Origin of the sequence: Belliella calami, from assembly GCF_022549695.1 — a bacterium.
In the GTDB taxonomy this organism is placed as follows: Bacteria; Bacteroidota; Bacteroidia; order Cytophagales; family Cyclobacteriaceae; genus Belliella; species Belliella calami.
In genome coordinates, this window is sequence record NZ_JAKZGS010000006.1 from 16,067 (window position 1) to 39,067 (window position 23,001).

At 38.7% G+C, this 23,001-nt stretch carries 11 protein-coding genes; 4 read left to right on the forward strand and 7 right to left on the reverse strand.

The genetic code is table 11. The features are described from left to right. Nucleotides 1–12 precede the first annotated feature (12 nt). Nucleotides 13–1,362 (reverse strand): sensor histidine kinase, encoded by a 1,350-nt coding sequence (locus MM236_RS09160; RefSeq protein WP_241274671.1) that lies wholly within the window; start codon nt 1,360–1,362, stop codon nt 13–15. A 140-nt stretch (nt 1,363–1,502) separates the two neighbouring features. Here MM236_RS09160 and MM236_RS09165 point away from each other — a divergent pair, with 140 nt between their 5' ends. From MM236_RS09165 to MM236_RS09175, 3 genes are all read left to right on the forward strand, one after another. Then, nucleotides 1,503–2,504: a glycoside hydrolase family 5 protein gene (locus tag MM236_RS09165; RefSeq protein WP_241274672.1), complete on the forward strand. Its 1,002-nt coding sequence runs from the start codon at nt 1,503–1,505 to the stop codon at nt 2,502–2,504. Nucleotides 2,505–3,163: 659 nt separating this feature from the next. Continuing rightward, nucleotides 3,164–6,283, forward strand: a complete 3,120-nt coding sequence (locus MM236_RS09170) for a SusC/RagA family TonB-linked outer membrane protein (protein WP_241274673.1) — start codon at nt 3,164–3,166, stop codon at nt 6,281–6,283. A 20-nt stretch (nt 6,284–6,303) separates the two neighbouring features. Further along, on the forward strand, nt 6,304–8,208 hold the full coding sequence (locus tag MM236_RS09175) for a SusD/RagB family nutrient-binding outer membrane lipoprotein (RefSeq protein WP_241274674.1): 1,905 nt from the start codon (nt 6,304–6,306) through the stop codon (nt 8,206–8,208). A 66-nt stretch (nt 8,209–8,274) separates the two neighbouring features. On the opposite strand, the gene MM236_RS09180 is transcribed toward MM236_RS09175, so the two are convergent. From MM236_RS09180 to MM236_RS09200, 5 genes are all read right to left on the reverse strand, one after another. Next, the gene (locus MM236_RS09180) at nt 8,275–8,925 is read right to left on the reverse strand and encodes a peptidase associated/transthyretin-like domain-containing protein (RefSeq protein WP_241274675.1); all 651 of its coding nucleotides are present in this window, start codon (nt 8,923–8,925) and stop codon (nt 8,275–8,277) included. 161 nt (nt 8,926–9,086) lie between these two features. Next, nucleotides 9,087–11,504, reverse strand: a complete 2,418-nt coding sequence (locus tag MM236_RS09185; RefSeq protein ID WP_241274676.1) for a glycoside hydrolase family 2 protein — start codon at nt 11,502–11,504, stop codon at nt 9,087–9,089. A gap of 7 nt (nt 11,505–11,511) precedes the next feature. After that, the gene (locus MM236_RS09190) at nt 11,512–13,098 is read right to left on the reverse strand and encodes a glycoside hydrolase (RefSeq protein WP_241274677.1); all 1,587 of its coding nucleotides are present in this window, start codon (nt 13,096–13,098) and stop codon (nt 11,512–11,514) included. 61 nt (nt 13,099–13,159) lie between these two features. After that, nucleotides 13,160–14,860 carry a RagB/SusD family nutrient uptake outer membrane protein gene (locus tag MM236_RS09195; RefSeq protein ID WP_241274678.1) on the reverse strand — a complete coding sequence of 567 codons (1,701 nt, stop codon included), beginning with the start codon at nt 14,858–14,860 and terminating at the stop codon, nt 13,160–13,162. 12 nt (nt 14,861–14,872) lie between these two features. After that, on the reverse strand, nt 14,873–17,965 hold the full coding sequence (locus MM236_RS09200) for a SusC/RagA family TonB-linked outer membrane protein (RefSeq protein WP_241274679.1): 3,093 nt from the start codon (nt 17,963–17,965) through the stop codon (nt 14,873–14,875). Between the two features lie 196 nt (nt 17,966–18,161). Here MM236_RS09200 and MM236_RS09205 point away from each other — a divergent pair, with 196 nt between their 5' ends. Further along, complete coding sequence (locus tag MM236_RS09205; protein WP_241274680.1) at nt 18,162–22,247, forward strand: hybrid sensor histidine kinase/response regulator transcription factor; 4,086 nt, start codon at nt 18,162–18,164, stop codon at nt 22,245–22,247. On the opposite strand, the gene MM236_RS09210 is transcribed toward MM236_RS09205, so the two are convergent. Further along, nucleotides 22,248–22,964: a head GIN domain-containing protein gene (locus MM236_RS09210; protein WP_241274681.1), complete on the reverse strand. Its 717-nt coding sequence runs from the start codon at nt 22,962–22,964 to the stop codon at nt 22,248–22,250. Nucleotides 22,965–23,001: the final 37 nt, after the last annotated feature.

The following is a 23,001-nucleotide window of genomic DNA, read 5'->3' on the forward strand; positions in this document are numbered from 1 at the left end:
TAAATATTGAATTTATAATGCTTCCGGGAATTCAAGTTTGAATAGCACTCCCTTTTCGGTACTTGATTGATATTTGAAGTAGCCTCCCATTTGTTCAGTCATATTTCTGGCAATCTGTAAGCCCATTCCTTGAGGAGCAGAGATACTCGTCTGGTTTTCAAAATTTTCGAGAGGTTTAAAGATCCTATTCAACTCACTAGGTTGAATTTTGGCAGAAGGAGCCGCCAATTCAATTCGGATATTTCCTTTATGACCAAACCATTTTATAGTAATGCTACTTTGGTCAGAAGACCAATTGATTAGATAATTGAGGATGTTTTCCAAACTATTTTTGAAAACCAGAAAATCTGCTAAAACCCTTGTTCGCAAATCACTTTCTTCGATATTCAAGGTGATATTTTTTGCTTCCAATTTGAGTTTCAATTCATTTGCTGTCCTTTTGATACATGAGTGAAGCATGACAGCTTCAATTTGAATTTTCAAATGACTCCCTGAAGTGAGTGAATCCACGGAAAAAATGTTGTTGGCGTATTTCAACAAATCTATACTAACTTCTTTTAAGAGCTGATTGTAGCTATGGGTCTCTTCATGCGATTGTTGTCCATGATCATCAATCAAATCTGATAGACCGATAATATTATTAATCTTGTTTTTCAGATCATGCAGCACCAGTTTTTCTTTTTCTTGGTGGATTTTTGAAATTTGCTTTAGCTCTGTTAGTTGCAGTTTGCTGTTGATTAGTTCCTCATTGAGACTTTGGATGATGACATTTTTCTTTTCTTCACGTAGAATGTTCACCAGGTAATTTCTCTTGCGTGCATCGGGAATAAATGAGGTGACGATCAGAACCAAGAAAAATGCATAACCGCCAAGGCTTAATTTATCGTTGAGACTTTCAAAGGAATCGAAATATTGAAAAGCAAAGAAAATCGAGGTGTTATATAAAAAGAGCAATACACCAAACTTAGACCTCCAAAGTGCAAGAAAATTTCCTGCACCAATCACCACAGTCAAAAGAATAAAATAAATGGTGACAAAAAATCCCGAAGTCAAATGTATTACATTGAAAATATAAGCTGAGAATAAAGCTAAAATCCCAAACATCAACCATTCTGGATTTTTGAGAAGTGGCCTTAATATTGTAAAGGAAATAAAACTAAGGATGATAAATGCTACCTTTAGATACAAAGTATCATCCCACAACTCCTTTAGCAGAAAGAAATCTAATATGAATAACATTAAAACTATACAGACTACACTCCAATAAATATAATTGGCTGCATCCCAAGTCTTCCTTTCTAATGTAGAATTAAGTGTTGAGGAAGAGTCCTTATCGTTTGAAATAGGTAAATTAAATATCATGGTGTTGAGGGTGATATCACAAATATGTCAAAATTTTTTCCTGAAAAAAATATTTTTAGGCATTCTACTCAACTAAATCTTATATAGTTTTATGTAGTATTATTTAGTGAAAATTTAATAAATAGTTATCCTTAAGAATCATGTTCAGTAAAAATCTTTACATATTACCTTTTATGTTTTTTGCTACTTTTTTGGTGTCTCCGAAATCATTTGCGCAAAAAATTGATCTCGGAATAAATTTGACCGGAAAAGAAAGAATTTGGGAAAAAGAAAATTTTTTGGCCGAAGAGATTATTGATAATATCAAATTAATCCAAAAATCCGGATACAGTTCAATCCGCATTCCAATAGCTATCAATCATTATTTGAAAACCGACAGACACTTTTTGAAAGAACTTCAAAAGATAGTAAAATACACGGAGAGAAATAACATCCCATTGATCATAGCTTATTTTGGACATGATTTATCGGAAAAAAATGCAAAAAAGAAAGCCAAAGAAATCTCTCAAGATTGGGTCAAAGTAATGAAAAGCTTAAAAAAAGATTCTAAAAACTTATATATAGAACTTGTAAACGAACCTAATCTGAACCCAAATACCTGGGAATCAATAGCTCCAGCAATAATCTCTGATGTGAGAAAAGTAAATCCACGCATTCCTATCATCATCGGGGCTACTAACTTCAACAGCTTATTCGAATTGAGCAGGACCAAGCCATTCTCTTTTGAGAACCTCATTTATACTTTTCATTATTATGAACCCTATATTTTCACCCATCAAGGGACCGCATGGACAGGTTCTCAAAATGCGACCATTGGAATCCCCTACCCTTTTCAGGAAAGTAAAATGCCAAAGTTAGCAGCTGAAGCCCAAGGAACGGAGGGAGAAATCAACCTTCGGGATTATGCACAAACAGGAAACAAAACCGCCGTAATCGATAAGATATCGCAGATCGTCGCTTGGGCTAATCGCAATCAGGTAAAACTTTGGTGTACAGAATTTGGCGCTACAGAGAATGCGGATAGAGCGTCCAGAATCTCATATTTGAAAGATGTCGAGGAAGTTCTGAATTCTTACCAAATCCCAAGTTTTGTTTGGGAATGGGATGGGAATTTTGGTGTAAAGGGAATACTTAAAGATTAATATGAGTATCCGCAATGTTGCACCTTGGTTAAAAAGTAACTTTGTAAATTGCGGATACTCGTCGGCAGACAACAGTTTACTGTCAACAGAACCACAAATCGTTCATCCGACATCCTATTGTTTGGCTACGTGCAAGAAAGCGGATACACATAAAGATTAATAGTTTTTTCCGACTTCAAATATAATTTTTTAAGTAAATATTCATAAAAACTGATCACCAACGAGGTTTTAGATAGGTTTAGCACAACCATTTTATTTTTACACAACAGACTCGTATCTAGATAAATGTAAACAAAACACATATAAGATATATAGGCAAGCATCCTCAATCACAAGTATTTTTCGAAACTTTATTTTAAAAATAATTTTTTTTATAAACATCATCATGTTTTATTATTTTTTTATATAACTTGAGGTGGGTTTTTGACATTTCTTCTACAAGAATTTTGTGATCAAGTATTAGAATAGGCAATCTTTGTTAAGGAATAATACTTAGAAACCATAAAGATTTTCATTAACCATCTGCTTGAATTTTATCAATATATTTTTAACCAAAACGAAACTCAAATGAAAAAAACTTAGATGCATGCCCCTACTAATTTGGTGGAATAACCCAAAACGAATCAATTATAAACCCCAAACTAAAAAGCTAGAAAAATATGAAAAAATTCAACTCAAAAATTTTACTGATAGGTTTGCTGCTAGCAATAATCAGCTTACCTACATGGGCACAACAACAAATCAGCGGTACTGTCAAAGACTCCAGTACAGGAGAGACACTTCCTGGTGTGAATGTCATCGTGGTCGGAACCAATACAGGCACCACGACAGATCTAGATGGTCAGTTCAATCTGAACATTTCACCAGATGCATCTTTGAGGTTTAGCTACATTGGATATCTTCCACAGACTTTGAAGGTAGGAAGTCTTACAGAAATCGAGATCTTTCTGAAAGAAGATTCCCAAAACTTGGAAGAAGTGGTGGTCACAGCCATGGGCGTCAAAAAAGAAAGAAAATCATTAGGATATGCGTTTCAAGAGATTAAATCCTCGGACTTGGTAGACTCCAGAGAAAACAACATTGCGAACGCACTAGTTGGTAAAGTCTCGGGACTCCAAGTTATGAGAAGTAGCAGTAGCCCTGCTGCATCATCTAAAATCATTCTTCGTGGATTCAACTCACTTTCTGGGGACAACCAGCCTTTGATAGTAGTTGATGGAGTTCCTCTCTCCAACTTTACAGGTGCTGCCAACAATGATTTTTGGAATCCAACTGCGGATATGGGTAATGGTTTAGGTGATCTTAACCCAGATGACATTGAGTCCATGTCTGTGCTGAAAGGTGGTGCAGCTTCTGCATTATACGGATCAAGAGCTGCAAATGGTGTCATTCTCATAACGACAAAATCTGGAAAAGACAGAGAAGGCACTGGTATAAGTTACTCTGCTACTGTGGGTTTTGAGAATATTTTCATGCAGCCTAATCTACAAAACAGATTTGGACAAGGATCCAACGGTGTCTATGATCCACTTTCGGGAGATAGTTGGGGTCCAGAAATCACTGGACAGCTGGTACCTGATTGGACTGGGACTTCTACACCTATGCGTGCTTATGACAATCTTGGCAATTTCTTTAGAACAGGGAACAACACCACCCACAATCTATCTTTCCAACAATCTCTGAGCAAGAATACTACTATATACTCATCTGCAAACTACCTTCGTGACAATAGCAAAACACCTGGTGTTACACTTGATAGGATCAATTTGATGACCAGATTGACATCAAGCTTTGGAAAAAACGAACGCTGGATGACTGATATCAAAGTGCAGTATATGAATACCGATGCCAACAACAGACCAATTGGTGGCAACAATTCTGGCAATTACTATGGTACTGTCCTGACGATGCCAAATACGGTGGATATCGCATCATTGAAAGCTGGAATGGATCAATTAGGTGCTCCTCAAGTGTGGTACAATCCGCAATCTAGCCAGGTAAACCCATATTGGGCAGCAAACAATAGACTGAACCAAGATGTGAGAAACAGGTTTCTAATGAATGCAACTGTAAAGTACCAAATCAATGATTGGCTAGATGCTCAGTTCCAAGGAGGTTCGGATATCTTTACTACAAAGACGACAGGTAGAACATATACTGGTGCTCCAATCAACCCTAGTTACAGCATAGGTTTTGACAGTTTCTATGAAAACAACTTTATTCTGAGCTTGAATGCCCGTAAAGATGATCTCTATGGCAAATGGGGTGGTGCAGCTTCCGTCTATGGGCAGTTGATGAAAACATCCTTCTCTTCCCTATCAGGAAGTACTGGAGAACTTGAAGTACCCAATCTTTTTTTCCTAGGCAACGCTGTTGGAATGCCAGGAATTGGTGAAAGCTTCAACCAGAAGCAAATCAATTCCCTCTTCGCAACAGCAGAAATCAATTATGACAAATTTTGGTTTTTGAATGTAACAGGGAGAAATGACTGGTCATCATCGCTCGGACCAGGAAACAGAAGCTTTTTCTATCCATCAGTCAGTACATCTTTGGTCATAAGTGAGATGATTGGTAAAAATGGAGGCACAATCCCCAACTGGATGGACTTCGCCAAAGTGAGGATTTCTTATGCAGAGACAGGCTCTGATCTTTCTCCATACCAAATTTTCAACGTGTATAATATAGGTAGAGACCCTCGTGGAAATACTACCGCAAGCAGAAGAGGAACCTTATTCAATGAAAACATTAGAAGCGAGTTGGTAAAATCCTTCGAAGCTGGATTTGACATGGTTTTTTTTGACAACAGATTTGGGATTGATTTCACTTATTACAAAAGCAATGCAGTAAACCAAATTTTGACCATTCCAATGAACCCATTGTCAGGGTATACCGGTCGATTGGTCAATGCCGGAGATATCGAAAACAAAGGTTTAGAAATCATATTCAACGCTTCTGTTTTGAGAAGCTATTCTGGACTTAACTGGGATATCAGCACGAATTTTTCACGCAACATCAATACGATCAATGAACTCCACGAAGAGGTAAGACAAGTACCATTGGGAGGATATGACAATGTAACTGTATTTGGAGAGGTAGGTCAGTTGTATGGTGCTATCTATGGTTCACGATTCAGAAGAGTCAAAGATGAAAGTAGTGAACATTTTGGCAAACTACACCTCAACGACCAAGGCTTGCCTATTGCAGACGACGGAATCCATTTGCTAGGAAACCAAACTGCGAAGTATCTTTTGGGTGTGACGAACACTTTTAAATACAAAAACTTTGCGCTTTCAGCCCAAGTTGACGGTAGATTTGGCGGTGTGTTCTTTGCCGGTACCAATGTAATGACCCAGCGTGCTGGCTTAGCCGCAGAAACTGTAGTGAATGGTAGAAGAGAGGAATTTGTAGTGGATGGAGTCATCAGCTCAGGTGAGCAGTTTGTACAAAACACTAATGCAGTATCTCATCAAAACTATTGGAATGCCGTGTCAGGAGTTGGGAATTTGGGTATCACAGAACAAAATATCTATGATGCAACCAACGTAAGGTTGAGGCTTCTTCAAATGTCCTACAACATTCCAAAGAAAATATTGGGAGATTCATTTGTGAAAAGCTTACGAGTTTCGGTTACTGGAAACAATCTATTGATGCTAGTAAGCCATGCCAATGGAGTTGATCCTGAATCGGTATTTGCAACAAATACCAACGCTGTGGGTTTTGAACTTCTTTCATTTCCAACATCCCGTTCCTACTTCTTTACAGCTGCTTTTGGATTTTAAGTATAAAAACGAGATAAATCATGAAAAATATTATTTTAAAAACTATCATACCAGCAATTTTGGGATTTTCCCTTGTGAGTTGCGAAGACTTTGATATCATCAATGATGATCCAATGGCTGCAAGTGCAGATCAGGTCCAGGTGGAATATTTCATCAATCAATCGATTATCGGAGCACAACAGAATCCCCATGTTGCCGAAAGGGCTTTTGTCCTTTATTGGAAAGGTGCCAGCATGCATCATTTAGGAGGAGGCATCGCACTGGGCACACACAATGATGGATGGTCTGTAGATTATTGGGGATCAGCATCCTCTTGGCTCAATGCAGCTTCTACTGCGATTCAAATTGGCAACGAAAAAGCTGCTAATGGTTCTGCACAGCCATACAATGAAAACCTTATTCAAGTAGCAAGAATATGGAGAGCTTACTTAATATCAGAGCTATCGGATAATTTTGGTCCATTACCGATTAATGCCTTCGAAGGAGTCAATCCAGAGTTTGTCTCTACAAAAGATGTGTATGACTATATGTTATTGGAATTGGCTCAAGCCCAAGCAGAAATAGACATTAATATTGCAAGGCCTACCAAACTCCAAAATCTCGACGCTGCATATATGTATGATTGGGAGAAATGGAAAAGGTTTGCCAATTCACTTAGAATGAGGTTATCAATGAGACTGTCTGAAGTCGATCCAGCAAAGGCTGCTTCTGAATTTCAGGCAGCTGTTTCTACAAATTTGTTCATTGCAGATGCTTCGCATAATTTCACTGTAGAAGAACGTCCAGGATGGGATGATCTTACAGGCGTAATGTCTCGTGAATGGAATGCCCAATGGCTATCCTCAACCCTGAACAACCTCTATGTGGGACTAGGTGGTGTACCTACTCAGACACAAGTTGGCACACATTTACACGGCCACATCAGACCCGCAGATTACTTGGGAATGTATTTTCCAGATCAATTTGCCGATCGCACGAATGATCCTGCAAAAGCACACTGGTTGGATGGACTTCCAGAAACGATGGATCCAAGGGCTTACAAAGCGTTCTTCATACCTGGAGATTTTGACAATCCAAACTATTCCCTTTTCCCTACATACACCAGTGATGCTAGAAACCAACAAGGATATTTATTGGAAACGAATGGTGATACAGTGAGGATTGATGCCACATACACTTGGAATGCCTTCGCCAATGGTGATTGGGGAGCAAAAGGCACAAGAAACAGGCTACGAGGAATCGTAGGAAAAGCGCCAGGTCTGGGTCAACAGTTCAGAGGAAGCAACAGCAGAAGGGTGTTCTTCGGTAGTTGGGAGTCATACTTTCTCTTGGCAGAAGCTGGATTGAGAGGTTGGACAGTGCCTTTGGGTGATGAGCAGGCATATGAGACTGGCGTAAGACATTCTTTCGAATACTTCAATGCAGGACAGTTTGTGGACGCTTATCTAAATTCAGATGCTTTTAACAGGAACGGAACTTCAGTAAGGTACTCACACACTGAAGAGCCCCCAAATACTGTAGCAATGACTCACAGGATTGGAAAAACAGGCCCTGTGACGACGTTTGATTATGCGTATCCAGTCAACAATCTCTACCAATCGGGTGCAATTAGAAATGATAAACTGACAAAAATCATTACGCAAAAATACTTGTCAAATGTACCTTGGTTACCTCTTGAAGGATGGAATGACCATAGAAGGTTAGGATTGCCATTCTTTGTGAATCCTGCTGTGGAAAACCCTCTACCAAATCTTCCAGGTTTGAATTCTTCAACCTATATGACAAGTAGTATCGGTTTCTTCCCTCAGAGATTGCCATATCCATCCTCTTTGAGAAATGCAGACCCAACAGGATATGCTGCTGCTAGTGCATTTTTGGGTGGTCCAGATGCCGTACTAACTCCTTTATACTGGGCCAAAAAGTAAATTATTAATTCAAATAGAGCTAATTCTCAAGGCTGTTCTACACTGTGTGTAGGACAGCCTTATTTTTCAATTCTGTCTCAAAAACTTGTATTTCGACTGGTAGATTTTGTCCACTTTGGCAGAGTCCATTTCTTGGAAGATAGGTTTTGGCAATTCATAGTCTTGCCTTAATTCCTTGATTAACTGCAACAAGCCTCCACCTCCTGAATTGAAAAAAGTGGCTCCCCCTGCCCCATTAGGAATCACTCTTTCCATAAATTCACTAAATCCTCCCTTTCCTTCGGTAGGAATATACATGTAAACCGTTTTCATGACTGAAGTATTCTTTTTCAAATTGACCTCCAATTTACTTGGAACATAAGGTTTGGAAAGGATCAATTCTTTGAAATCACTTTCAGTCGGAAAAGGCCTGACTTCTACTGCATCAAGTTCGCTCTCTTTAGGGAAAAGGTAAATAATCGCAGGCAAAGCATCTAAAGACACAGCCACCTTATTCAGCTCGTAACTTATATGGCTAAATGTGACAATTTCATCGGCTTGCAAAACCAATTCAAAACGACCCTCCTTATCTGTAATTCCTTGATCATTTTTATAAAACACATGCACATTTTCGATAGGCAGCCCAGTGGTTCCATCCAATACTTTTCCTTTCCATGTCACTTCTTTTTTACCGGAAAAACCAAAAACTACTAAGATACATAAACAACTATACCACATAAATTCACAAAATTGATTTTTTGAATTTGGGTATAATCACAGATATAATAGCTATGATTTTTGGAGATTAGAGGTGGTTTTAACTTATAATAAGAGAATTAACAATAGTTTAAGAAAATTTTAGATCAAACATTATTACCAAGCAAATCAATCCTGTTCGGCTACTTGGCGTTTACAGTAAATACTTTCTCTGGCAAACTTGAGGACTTGACTACAAATTTCAATGCTCCTTCGTCTTGCAAAGTTCTGATGTAAGCTTTCAAACGTCCTTGGTAAGTCTTCCTCGTTGGAGCATGATACGGTTCATGACTTGACAAATCACCACTTTCCATCACAATAACTTCTGCTGGACCATCAATTTCAACTGTCAATTCCAAATCATCGTCTTGGATCAAATTCCCTTTGTCATCAGTCAAAATAAGATTTAATTCAATAATTTCTCCTTTCTTAGAAAAACTAGATTTTGACAATTCACCTGAAATTGAACTTAAAGAACCCGGTGATTTCAGAGCATAATTTGCCACTTGCTTTCCATTACTGTAAGCTACGGCATTGAGTCCCCCCTGTTCAAAAGGCACTTCCCAACCGATCATTTCTTCCAGACTATATTCGACCTTCTTCTTCCCCAAAGAACGATCATTTAGAAAAAGCTCTACTTCATCAGCGTTCGAATATACTGTAACCCAACGTGATTCACCGGTTTTTCCATTCCATGTATTTGAAATACCAGCCCTCCGAAGGACTTGCCTTTCACTATCCGTGACTCCTAAATAGACCATCGGTTTATCCGACCACAGACTTTGTCTGAAATAAAAATCAGGCTTTGGATTGCCTGCAAGATCAATGATCCCTGCCCCACTACTTCTTGATGGCCAAGGCCTTGCTTCACCTATAAAATCAAATGCTGTCCACAAAAACTGTGATGAAATATAATCATTCTCAGTTACCGCAAGCCAAGCTTCGAGTGCGTCTCCATTTTCACTTCCATAAATGACTCTTTCGGGATATTGCTTATGGTCTTCTTCGTACCTATATTCCTGATAATTGTACCCGACTATATCCAAATTAGAAGGATAGTCTGTATAATTTGACATTGCGACGCCTGCTAATGCTGCCGTTACAGGGCGAGTAGTATCCCACTTTTTCACCGCTTTTGCCAACTTTTCAGAAATACGCCCCAAATTGGAAGCGTCAGGATTGTCAGGTTGGTAACCTTTCCCATAAATCTGTGGATTTCTCCCTTCATCCAAAACTGGATGACTATAAGGATCATTGGGATAATCAATCTCATTTCCAATACTCCACATGATAATGGAAGGCCTATTTCGGCTTCTTCTTACCATATCTTCCAAATCCCTTTCTGCCCATTCCTCGAATGCATCATGATGCCTATAATTTCCCGGTGTACCTGCATTCCATCCTTCGATCCATTTGTTTTTTCCAATCTCCCACTCATCAAATGCCTCGTCTTGAATCAAGAAACCCATCTCATCACAGAGTTCATAAATGTAATCCTGGTGTGGATAATGACTCATTCTGATAGCATTAGCTCCCAAATCCTTCAAAGTTTCAAGTCTTTTTCTCCAAACTTCCTCAGGAACTGCTGCACCAAAACCTCCTGCATCATGATGAATACACACACCTTTGAGCAACATGGATTCTCCATTTAGAAAAAATCCTTTGTTCGCATCAAACTCAAAAGTCCGAACTCCTACTTTTTCTTTCCAGCTATCTACTTTTTCCTTTCCATCCCAGAGTTCAATTTCCAAACTATATAAATATGGATGATCAGGAGACCAAAGCTGTGGATTGGATATCGTCAATTCCAATTTTTCTGGATTTGACTTCCCCTTTCTTGCTACAAAATCCTGCTTTCTTTCACTTACTTTTTTACCTTTCTTATCTTTTAATATTACTTTTAGTTGAAGCTCCGCATTTGGTCTTTGGTTTTGATCAATTTCGATCTCTACAACTGCTTTGGCAGATGAGGCATTTACTTCTGGAGTATGAAAAAATACGCCCCATTGTGAAAAATGGATTTGATTTGACGCAATCATATACACATTTCTATAAATACCAGACCCCGTGTAGTATCTCGCATCGGCGAAATTCTTGTGGTCAACTTTTACATAAATAGTATTGTTTCCTTCCTTCAAAAAAGTAGTTAGATCATATTGAAATGGTATAAACCCAAATGGTCTTTTACCCAAATATTGACCATTGATCCAAACTTCGCTGTTTTTGTAAACCCCATCAAAATAGATGGAATAAACTTTTTCTTTATCGAAATTGTCTATGGCAAAATCTTTTTTGTACCAAGCTATCCCAGCCGGCAAAAAACCCGTTCCACTAGCCCATTCAGCACTGAATGGCCCTTCGATACTCCAATCATGCGGAAGATCCAATTCCCTCCAGCCTTTTTCTATTGATTGTATACCCTCCCAATCTGTATCTTTCAATTGAAATTGCCAATCATCATTGAACAAAACTTTGTCTTGTTGTTGTGCTGAAAGATCTCTCACAATGCTCATGTATAGGACAAACATCAAGAAGGTATAAACGTGGTATTTTGGGGTCATTTTGTTGTTATTTTGTGGTGAGTAAAGTGACTACTGATCGAGCGGGGATAACTATATGCTCTCCATTTACTAGATCCATGGGTTTCAGATCGTTTTCTTTATCTGTCAGATAACCAGTCAAATCCATTGTTGCGCCAATTTGACTGTTTTTCACATCCAATTCCAAATCATTTACAGATGAATTGATTGCCACAATCACTATTTCGCCCGAATTTGGATCTTTGTAGGCAGAACATAGTAAGTCTTGATTTTGTATTGACTCTACATCAATCTTCACATCTATCCTCTGAAACCCAGGTCTAATAAATCTGCTGTAGTTACCCAAAGCCCAAAGCATCTTACTGCTTTCATAAGTTCCATCAGCTTCTGTTTTTGAAATGTAGACGAGGCCATCTTTGTAATCGTATGGGGAAATGGCAATCCACCAGTGCCAAGCAGATGCCTGAGCAATAGTAAGGTCATTATGAATTACTCGAGCAATATATAAAGCTGGAGACATTCCCAAATCTTTTCCATTGCCTTGGATTTCCCCATCGTTATCTCCCAAAATGCAATATTCCGACATCCAAAATTTCAGATTTGAAGCACTCTCCACAGCTTGTGACAGTTGCTTTCTTTTACTTACTGCTTGCTGAAAAGGTGAGGTGGTAAAATAACTATGACCTGAGATATTTTGGCTGACATGCTTGAGGTCTCCAATGTAATGATCTGAGGCTTCATTGAAAAAATCATAAATCTGATTTGATCTGCCTGGTCGGTTATGTTCTTCGTATAGATATTCGATCTGTCCTGCTTCGGCGACATCGATCTTTGTATCGAGTCCTTTTGCCTCCAATTCCCGATCCAAAGCCTTTACTATCCCTGCAATTTCATTGTTCCAAAATGGCGTTCCCTCCTGTCCTCCATCAATCCAATCCCATTGTGGTTCATTGACAGGACTTATGTAATCTACCTTCAAACCTTCTTGTTCCATTCCTTTGATCGAGGCAGCCATGTACTTTGCAAAAGCATCATAATTCTCTGCTGCAAGATTTGATTCATTGGCATTGGAAGCATATGCTTTCCCATTCTTTGTCAACCAAACTGGAGGACTGTTTAGGAAAGCGAGTAAATGATTTACTGATCTCTCTTTGGCAGCTTTTGCAAACCAAACTTGTGCAGCTTGTCTTTCTATTTTGAAACTCCCCTCAGCATCCATAAACGACGGTGCTCGTCTCCACGAATCTCCAATACCACTTTCAGCACCTTGCTCAGCACTTCCTGCACCTAAATTGAACCTCCACAATGAAAGTCCTATTCCCTTGGGTTTACCCTGCAAATCCACTTCTTGGCTAAAAAGAAGATCTGCTATGGCAGCTTTCTTTGCTTCCGGCCAATTTCCTACAAACTGTCCTGCCCAAGCATCAGACGCACCAAAGTGATCTATTTCTTGATAGATTGTCTCTGGGTATACTTGAATGGTAGATATTTTTTTCTGCTCATCATTTTTTTGTCCCCTGCTTTCATTGTCACTACAAGAGGTAGATGACAACATTATCCAAGCCGTTCCAAAAAAAGCAGCAGATTTTAAATTTTTAAGAATTTCTGTTTTCATATTCAATTAATTTAAAAGAAAAAAGGGGGGATAAAATCCCCCCCATGGTTGCTGAGGCCATTTAATTATAACCTGGATTTTGCTCCAAAACATTGTTGGAAGCCAATATTTCTTGTCTTGGAATAGGTAACCAGTAATGTCTTTCCAAAAACCTTCTACCTTGAAGAGAAATCTTCCTCTGATAAGTCAGTGTACCATCTTGAGCCCTTCTGATATCAATTCCATAAGCTGGTTCATTTTCTGTAGTTTCGGCTATCATCCATCTTCTGACATCATAGAACCTGTGCTCTTCGAATGCCAATTCTATTCTTCTTTCGTGCTGAATCCGTTCTCTCATTTGATCTTTAGAAAGACCCGTTGGTAAAGGTGGCATGTTCACACCATTTCTTTGTCTGATACTGTTGATCGCTTCGTAAACAGATGCATCTGGGCCAGAAGCTTCATTTCTTGCCTCTGCATAATTCAAGAGTATTTCTGCATACCTGAAATATAGCCAATTTTGGGTACCAGCCACCTGCCAAGGATTCTGGATTGGCAAAGATTCATCAATAAACTTCTTCATGTAGTAGCCGGTACGACTTGTATTCCAGTTGGAAGGTCCATCTTGGCTGTCTCTTCCTCCAGGAAGGAATGTCTCTACTGCCCTACCTCTGTATTGAGAACCATTATATAAGATCGTTTCAGACATACGTGGGTCTCTGTTTGCATAAGGATTGGCTGCGTGTGAAGGATTATTCCAATCAAACGAGGATCCATCCAGCATTTCATAATCATCAATCAAGTTTTGAAGAGGTGCATTTCCTCCCCAAGCGTCGTAGCCATTTGGTCCATTGGCAATTTCCAGAGCGGTATGTCTTTGGTTAAGATTATAGAATCTTGCAAAAATCACCTCTTGATGGCTTTCAGAAGCTGTAAACATATCTGAATAACCTTGTTGGTATAAGGAATAAATCCCCAAATCCATAACATCTTGAGCCGCTTGGGCTGCACGTTGCCATTGCTCTGCACTTCCTGTAGCACCTCCATTGTAAAGTGGGCTTGCTGCATACAAAAGCAATCTTGATTTCAATGCCATAGCGGCACCTTTTGTAGCCCTACCTTCAAGCCAGTTATTGTTATTTTGAGTTGGTAATCCAGCGATCGCTTCATCCAACTCAGCCAAAACATATTGAAGCCCTTCTTCAATACTTGCCCTTTCAAACAATGAAGGATCTGTAAAATCATCTCCCAACATTGAGACATTGTCTCCCCTTAAAACAACCTTTCCATAATTTCTGATCAGATCATGATATCTAAAGGCCCTGATAAATTTCAATTCAGCCGTCAACCTGGCTTTGCCAGATTCTGACATGGTGATGTTTGGCAAATTGATCAAGGCATAGTTACATTCACGAATGCTTCTATAACTTCTACCCCAAAGCGTACCAGCTATACCGGTATTCTCAGGAGACAACAATCCCTGCTGAATTACCCAAGTATTGTCATCATTATTATAAATAGACTCATCTGTTAGAGAAGACCATAGAGCATATTCAAATCCTCTACCAAAACCAGGCACTGAACCGTCACCCTCTTTGTCAGTAAGTCTTACTCCTAAATACCTATTGATCACATATGCTTCAAACAAGGTGGTATCAGAAAGAATAGATGCATCAGAAACCCTATCTGTCGGGGCAATGTCGAGGTAATCTTCGTTACATCCTGCGAATAGTGCACAGAATAAAACAACAATATATAATTTTATATTTTTAAATGAATTCATGGCTTTTCGGGTTTAAAACTGAATGTTGACACCTAGATTGATAATTCTCTGTTGTGGATAGAATTGTCCACTATTGCTAGAGCCTTCTGGATCAAAATCCTTCACTTTAGTGATGGTTAGCAAGTTGAAACCATTGGCATAAACCCTAAGGTTGCCAATTGAATATCTTTCCAAGATTGCTTTCGGCACTGTATATCCTACTTCAAGATTCTTCAGACGTACAAAGGACACATCTTGCAACCAGAAGTCACTTGGAAACAAACCTCCACTGATTGCTGTGGAAGCGCGCTCACTAACCCTTGGATAGGTACCATTTGGAGTATCTGGACTCCATCTGTTGTCAGCCCAAGAGCTGTAGTAATTTCCTACAGTTCCGGATTCTGGCAGAACATATTGTCTTGCTCTTCCCTGTCCGGAAAATAGCATGGCAAAATCAAAGTTCTTGTATGAAGCATTCAAGTTCAAACCAAAAGTAATTTGCGGGATGTTTCCCAGTTCTGTTCTATACATATCATCGGCAGTAATCTCACCATCTCCATTGATATCTTCGTAGATCAAATCACCCAATTGGGAACCAGGCACATGTGGAAACTGGTCAAACTGATCTTCAGATGTAAAAATTCCAATAGCTCTATAAAGCAAATAGTTATTCATTGGTCGTCCAGTAAGTCTTTGGTAATCAAGAACACCGGCAGCTTCGTCCATAAATACAACTTCATTCTTGGCGAAAGTAAAATTACCGGATGCACCAAATCTGAAATCCTGCCCACGGTGTTCGTAACCCAAAGTAGTCTCTATACCACGGCTCTTTACTCGGCCAATATTCTCAGATGGCACCAAAGATTCTCCACCATGGGGATTGACAATTCCAGAAGACCAAGGGATAGACGCGTTTCTTGTAGTCAAGATATTGGTTCTATCTTCATAGAAGTAAATAAATTCCGTGGTAAACTTTTTCAGCCAAACGGCATTCAATCCTATATCCGTTTTGTTCGCTGTTTCCCAAGTGATATTTGGGTTTCCCAAACGGATCAAATCAATTCCTGGCCTCACTACATTTCCCAAAACGTAGCGGTTGTTGAAGGTATAGTTGTCATAAAACTGAAACTGCCCTACATTATCATTCCCTAATTGGCCATGTGAAACCCTAAATTTCAAATCATCCATGAAATTGAACCTGTCTCTGAACCAATCTTCTTCAGAGATTCTATAGCCTGCTGATACAGCTGGGAAAAATCCATATCTATTGCCACGAGGAAAGATGGATGACCCATCTACCCTTGCCTGTACTTCAAGGAGGTATTTCTCATTATAATTGTAATTCAACTTACTTATAAAGCTTCTTCGCGTAAAATTGTAGCTTTCTCCCCAGTTATTAAAATCTGTGGCAGCAGATCCACCTTGGGATAGTTCTGGAGTTTCCGCAGTTGGGAAATTGATCCTTGCAGCGCCAAATGTATGGGATTTGTTTTCACTCTGCTCGTATCCTACAAATGCATCTACAAAATGTTTTCCAAAAGATCGGTTGAAATTCAACTTGATATGGCTTACAATCATAGAAATATTTTCATGCCCCTCATCCAAAGATGGACGTTGGTTTGGGCCTCCACCGATCACTATAGGATCATAGGTGTCTGCATTTCTATTGTAATTGTGCAAAGTGTAAGGAACCCTGAATGTTCTGTATCTATCAGAGCTTTCATCTACAGAATAAAAACCATCAACAGATAGACCTTCTAAGAATGGAAGCTCATATTTTGCTCTCAAGATACCATTGAATACATATCTCGGATTGTCATTGGTACCACCCATATCAGTAGCCAATATTGCTGGGTTAGCATTTTCAATTCCCGTTGAAGGCAAACCATTTGGATAGAATGCATTGACTGTGGGATAAGCTCGGTATATAGATCTGAAAATGTGTCCTGCACCTTCAGTGGGAAACATTCTAGCTTCTTTTCTTCCAGATAATCCAAGACCTACTGTCAGACGCTCGTTGATGTTTGCATCTATGTTGGATCGGAAACTGTATTGGTTAAAATTTGCTACACCGTTTTTGTAAAGTCCATCTTGGGTAAGTTGTCCAAGGGAAACAAAATAGTTTACATTTTCAGACCCACCTCTTACACTTAGATTGTGTTGATTTTGCAAAGCAAAGTTTTGAAGCGTTTCTCTTTGCCAGTTTGTATTGGGATAATTCAAAGGATCAGATCCATTTCTGAACAATTCTATTTCTTCTGGACTATAAACCTGGTTCAAACCATTCTGATTGTTATTGTAATAAGCAATCTCATTACGAATCGTACCGTAAGTAGCTGCATCAGCCAATCTTGGCAAACGAGTAGGTGATGAGAAACCTTGGTTATAACTATATGATACAACTGGTTTTCCAGTTTTCCCACGTTTGGTGGTGATCAAAATGACGCCATTGGCAGCCCTACTTCCATATACTGCAGCAGAAGCATCTTTCAAAACAGAGACACTCTCAATGTCATCAGGATTCAATCTCTCCAAACCACCGATTTGTCCGGGTACTCCGTCTATTACGACTAATACATCATTGTTGCCCGTAGTGGCCAAACCACGTACCGAGATGCTAGAACCATCATAACCTGGCTCACCACTTCGGTTGGAAGCAATCAAACCTGAAAATCTACCCGCAAGGGAATTGGACACGTTTGGTTGGGGGCTTTTCGTCAACTCTGCACCATCGATCTGAGATACAGATCCAGTTAAGGTGACTTTTTTCTGCTCTCCATAACCTACCACTACGACTTCACTAAGATCATCCATATCAGACTCCATCGTTATGTTGATTTCGGTCTGTGAACCTAGTGCTACTTCTTGGGTCTTGTATCCAATAAACGATACTCTTAAAACTGTCTGTGGAGTTACATTTACGCTGATAGAGAAATTCCCGTCAATGTCAGTGACAGCACCGGTTGTAGTTCCTTTTACCAAAACAGAGGCTCCGGGTAAGGACTCACCATTTTCATCGAAAACTTTCCCCTTGATGGTCGATTGCTGTGCAAAAGCCGAAGTGTGGAAAGCGAAAAATAGTACCATAGCAACGAATGGTACCCATAGGGAGTAATTTTTTTTCATCTTACTTTGGGTTAAATCGTTAAATTGATTTTAAAATTCATATCTCAAAGGACAAACTTTGAGAATAGGTACAATATTCTGAATAAAAAGTATTCTGAAAGGGTAATAAATTGACAAAAAATGGGGGATAAATCGTCCAACGATTGTAAATGTCATATTTAATCCAAAATATTGTACCCTAGTCAAAAACTAACAAATGAATCCCAACTATTTACTGACTTGTGTTTTTACATTGTTTTTGTCTTTCAATACAATTGCCCAAAATATCAATGGCAAACAAATTGGAACAAAAGAACAGCTAACTTTCCACTTACTAGACATGGAAGACGGGCTTGCACATAATGTAGTGAATAGCATTGAGCAGGATGAGTTGGGCTATATTTGGATTGCGACAATAGAGGGGATAAGCAGGTATAACGGTACACATTTTTTGAATTTCAAACAAGATACCAAAGATCCTGAAAATGCTTTAGTCAATAATTTTGTCCAACAAATTTCTTTGAAAAGAGATGGAAAACTAATGATCGCTACTGATGGAGGACTGAATATTTACAATCTTGAAAAAGAAAAATTTGGTCTTATCAATCAAAAAGACGGATTATTATCAAACAGCATCAGTTCTGTGTATGAATACTTAAATGGCAAAATAATCCTGGGAGCTTACAGATATGGAATCCAATTTTTGGATCAAAATGGAAAAGTAGAACACACCATGACCCATGATGCCAAAGACATTAGAAGTTTATCCTCCAATCAGATTTCATCCATCACAATACAGGGGGACTCCGTAATATGGGTTGGTACTTTTGATGCAGGATTGAATAAGATTGATCTCAAAAGCAAATCAAACCAGCGGATTTTTCAATCCAATCCCAATAAACCTTCAAGTCAAATCAATTCTCTATATACTGATGATAATGGTAATCTGTGGATAGGTACCAAATCCGGACTAAAAGTAATAACCACAGCAGGAGATACTCTTGAGATTAACCAAACAATACTTCCAGAGAGAGGGCTTTCCGACTCTGACGTCTTGTGTTTTGAAGAAGATCAAAGAGGAAATATTTGGATTGGCACAAGAAATGGAGGCCTGAATATCTTAGAGTTAAGAGGTTTTTTGAAAAAAGAAGCTCCAAAAATCGATTGGTTCTTGCCAAAATCAGATGGCTCAAGTGTTTTCAACAGAACTGTCTCCGCTTTGAAGCTGGACAAGAAAAAAAACATGTGGATTGGAACCAGCACTGGTGTGAATTATGTAAATCCAGATGGCGAACCGATCAAGTTGCTCCAAAGAAATCCGAATTCAGAACAGACTTTGTCCCACAATAGAATTGGGGCAATTGCTACCGGTGCAAAAAACAGGATTTGGATTGGAACTGATGGAGGTGGATTGGATAGATATAGTGCTGAAAATAGAAATTTTGTCAATTACCACCATGATCCTTCACAAAAAGAAAGTCTCAGTAGCAACTACATCATCTCTCTGAAAGAAGATAGCAAAGAAAGATTATGGGTTGGCACATATCAACGTGGCTTAAACCGAATGGACATTTCTAGTGGTAAGTTCAAACAGTATTTACAAGGGGGTTCCAAGGATGGATCAGATGTCAGGGTAATAGCTGAAGACAACAAACAGCAAATTTGGGTAGGCACCAATCAAGGAGGACTATACCTCTATGATGAAGAAAATGATACATTCCAGTACATTGCCACTTTGGGGAAAATTGATATCCGAGGAATAGCCTTTGATGCCAGACAAAGGCTTTGGTTGGCAACATTTGGATCAGGAATCATTTGCTTTGATCCAATGACAGATACATTCAAGGATTATCATTCGAATCAGTATGAAAAACTCCCTGAAAACATCTATTTCTCCATAGCAGTACTTCCAAATCAAGATATATTGGCAGGAAGTAGATACGGAGGATTGATCAGGATAAATCCAGCTGATGACTCTATAACGATGTTCACTGAAGAAAACGGCCTAAGCAACAATACTATCAACAGCATGCTAATGGATCCTAGAGGTATATTTTGGCTAGGAACCAATCATGGCATAAGTCACTACAACCCTCTTACAAACCACATTGACCATATTAATACTTTTGATAATTTGCAAAAAAGTGAATTCAATATAGGAGCCGTTACTTTGGCAGATGATGGTAACCTATATTTTGGTGGAAATAAGGGAATCAATATTATAAACCCAACCAAAATCAATCAACGAGAACATGATTATAGCCTGATTTTTGAGAATTTCAAACTTTTCAATGAGCAAGTGAAAGTTGGGGAAGAGTTTCTTGATTCGGCGATATCTAACAAAAAGACATTGACACTCAACCATCGTCAGTCATTGATATCATTTGATTTTTCACTAATAAAATTCCCATTTGCTCAAAATGTATCTTATTCTTATAAACTTGAAGGTTTTCATAAACATTGGATTCAAGTGCAGGGAACTGGTACTGCTAACTTGAGTAATATTCCTCCTGGATCATACAGCTTATTGGTGAGGGCCAAAATCGGAAATGAATATGAATTGGAACGCCAAATCAATCTAACGATCACTCCACCTTTTTGGAAAACTTTCCCTGCATATTTATTGTATTTCCTTCTGATCGTTGCCATTGTGATTGGTGTAATGCGATACTACAGTGAGCGGGTGAAGCTCAAAAACTCCCTTTTACTGGAAAAACAACAACGCTCGCTCGAACATGATATCAACGAAGAGAGAATTCGATTTTTTACCAGCTTTTCACACGAACTGAAAACTCCGCTGACATTGATTTTGGCTCCTATTGAAGACCTCATCGACCAAATTAAATCAAAAACACATCTCAACAAGCTTACACTTGTACAAAAGAACGCAGCATATCTTCATCAATTGATTGGTAACTTATTGGAATTTAGAAAGGCAGAAACGGGGATGAGTCAATTGACTGTCGGAGAATACAACCTATCGCTATACTTGGAACAATGGGTTCAAAATTATCAACCGCTCGCCAAAAAGAGGCATATCCAATTAACTTGCTCACTCTCCGAGAGGAATATGTTAGCTCGGTTTGATTTTGAAAAACTACAAATCATCATCAACAATCTTTTATCCAATGCGCTAAAGCATGCTGTAGATAATGATAAAATCCAAGTGAGTCTCTATTCTGACGAGCAAAGCTTCTATATTTCTGTCTCTGACACTGGGCCAGGAATCAATGCTGAGGACAAAAAGCGGATATTTGAGTGGTTTTATCAATCTGGAACAAAACTTAAAAAAGAAGGTACCGGCATAGGATTGGCACTTTCAAAAAGTTTGACAGAACTCCATCATGGTGTGATCCAAGTAGCTAGCGAACAGGGAAAAGGAACGACATTTATAGTAGAGATTCCAAGGGATCTTCCTATCTCTTCTTCAGAACAATGGACGTCTGACCAACGTCAAGTACCACTGATTGCCGATACATCCATCCTTTCATTACACGAGTCACCTTATCAAGAAATTTTGGTGAATGGAGAAGAGGAAAGACCGATAATACTGCTGATTGATGACAACACGGATATCCTCAGTTATTTAGATAGCCTACTAAGAAAAAAATATGACCTTATCCATGCACAAGATGGTGAAGACGGGATTCAGAAAGCACTAAAACATGTTCCCGATCTCATTATTTCGGATATTATGATGCCACTGAGAGATGGACTTGAACTCTGCGCTACGCTCAAAAAAAATGACATCACTTCTCATATTCCAATTATCCTTCTTTCAGCAAAAGGCAATGTAGAGACCATGCAAACTGGTTTTGTAGAGGGAGCGGATGATTATATTACCAAACCTTTCAATAGTTCTCTTTTACAAACTAGAGTCCAAAATCTGATTGAAAGTAGACAGAATTTGAGAAAACATTTCTCTGACCTAGGAAAGAACAATGGGCCGGAGCTATTGGACGGTACACAAAGTGATATTCTCTTAGTAGAAAAAAAGTTTTTGGCAAAGTTGGATAAAATCATTTTGGCACAAATCGGCAAGGAAGAAACACAAGTAGAAACCATCGTGATGGAAATGGGAATGAGTAGAACTTCCCTTTTTAGGAAAATAAAAGCCATAACTGGATACAATATCAATACTTACATCCGGATGATAAAAATAAAAAAAGCAGCAAACCTTATTGCCAACCAAAACATACCAATCTCCCAAGCAGCATTTGAATCTGGATTCAATGATGTTAAATACTTTAGGAAAGTGTTCAAGGAACAGTTTGGGGTGCTTCCTTCAGCTTATAAGGAATGATTACTCATTCCTACTTATACTTCCCAATCCATTGACATCTTCTTTGATCACTTTTGGATTTCCTGTATAGCTGATGGATCCAATACCATTTACTTCCATAGAAAGCTCACCAATACTATGGACAGAAATAGAACCAATACCACTACTGATCACTTCCACATCTTCAGCGATGAAATTGGTGGCATTTATACTACCGATTCCTTCATTTGAAAGATAAAATTTATCGGCCGCTCCTTTGAGATCCATTTTGCCAACAAAATTCAATTTGGTCACTAACTCACTTACTTCCAAATCCAATTCCACATTCCCTACTCCTTCTCCCTTGATCTCAAGTTTCTCAAATGCCAATTGCCCTTCAGATTTGATCTGACCAACTCCTTCAAAATTTATTTTCTCAAGGCTTGTCACTGTCAAAAATATCTTCGCCTCATTTTTCAGAAAATTCCTTGTACCTTTCCCATCCAAAGAAATCTTCAATTCTTGTCCTTTTTGATCAACTACTATTTCATCGATCAATTCTTCATTGCCTTCAAATCTAAGCGAAACTTCGTCTCCCTGAATCAAAAAAAGCTCAAAAGTTCCCTTTAGAGATAGTTGGCTAAACGGTGAAATACTCTTGTCACTTTCGATTACTTCTCCTTTGTATTCAGATATTTGCCCACAAGAGCATAAAATTATAGCAAGAATAAGTGGTAGGACGTAGGATGTTTTTTTCATGGTGTTGCTAATTTGGTTTTTTGAACAAAATCCGAAA

Coding starts and splice junctions, on each gene's coding strand:
- MM236_RS09160 (WP_241274671.1), bottom strand. CDS start 1,362: ATGATATTTAATTTACCTATTTCAAACGATAAGGACTCTTCCTCAACA.
- MM236_RS09165 (WP_241274672.1), top strand. CDS start 1,503: ATGTTCAGTAAAAATCTTTACATATTACCTTTTATGTTTTTTGCTACT.
- MM236_RS09170 (WP_241274673.1), top strand. CDS start 3,164: ATGAAAAAATTCAACTCAAAAATTTTACTGATAGGTTTGCTGCTAGCA.
- MM236_RS09175 (WP_241274674.1), top strand. CDS start 6,304: ATGAAAAATATTATTTTAAAAACTATCATACCAGCAATTTTGGGATTT.
- MM236_RS09180 (WP_241274675.1), bottom strand. CDS start 8,925: ATGTGGTATAGTTGTTTATGTATCTTAGTAGTTTTTGGTTTTTCCGGT.
- MM236_RS09185 (WP_241274676.1), bottom strand. CDS start 11,504: ATGACCCCAAAATACCACGTTTATACCTTCTTGATGTTTGTCCTATAC.
- MM236_RS09190 (WP_241274677.1), bottom strand. CDS start 13,098: ATGAAAACAGAAATTCTTAAAAATTTAAAATCTGCTGCTTTTTTTGGA.
- MM236_RS09195 (WP_241274678.1), bottom strand. CDS start 14,860: ATGAATTCATTTAAAAATATAAAATTATATATTGTTGTTTTATTCTGT.
- MM236_RS09200 (WP_241274679.1), bottom strand. CDS start 17,965: ATGAAAAAAAATTACTCCCTATGGGTACCATTCGTTGCTATGGTACTA.
- MM236_RS09205 (WP_241274680.1), top strand. CDS start 18,162: ATGAATCCCAACTATTTACTGACTTGTGTTTTTACATTGTTTTTGTCT.
- MM236_RS09210 (WP_241274681.1), bottom strand. CDS start 22,964: ATGAAAAAAACATCCTACGTCCTACCACTTATTCTTGCTATAATTTTA.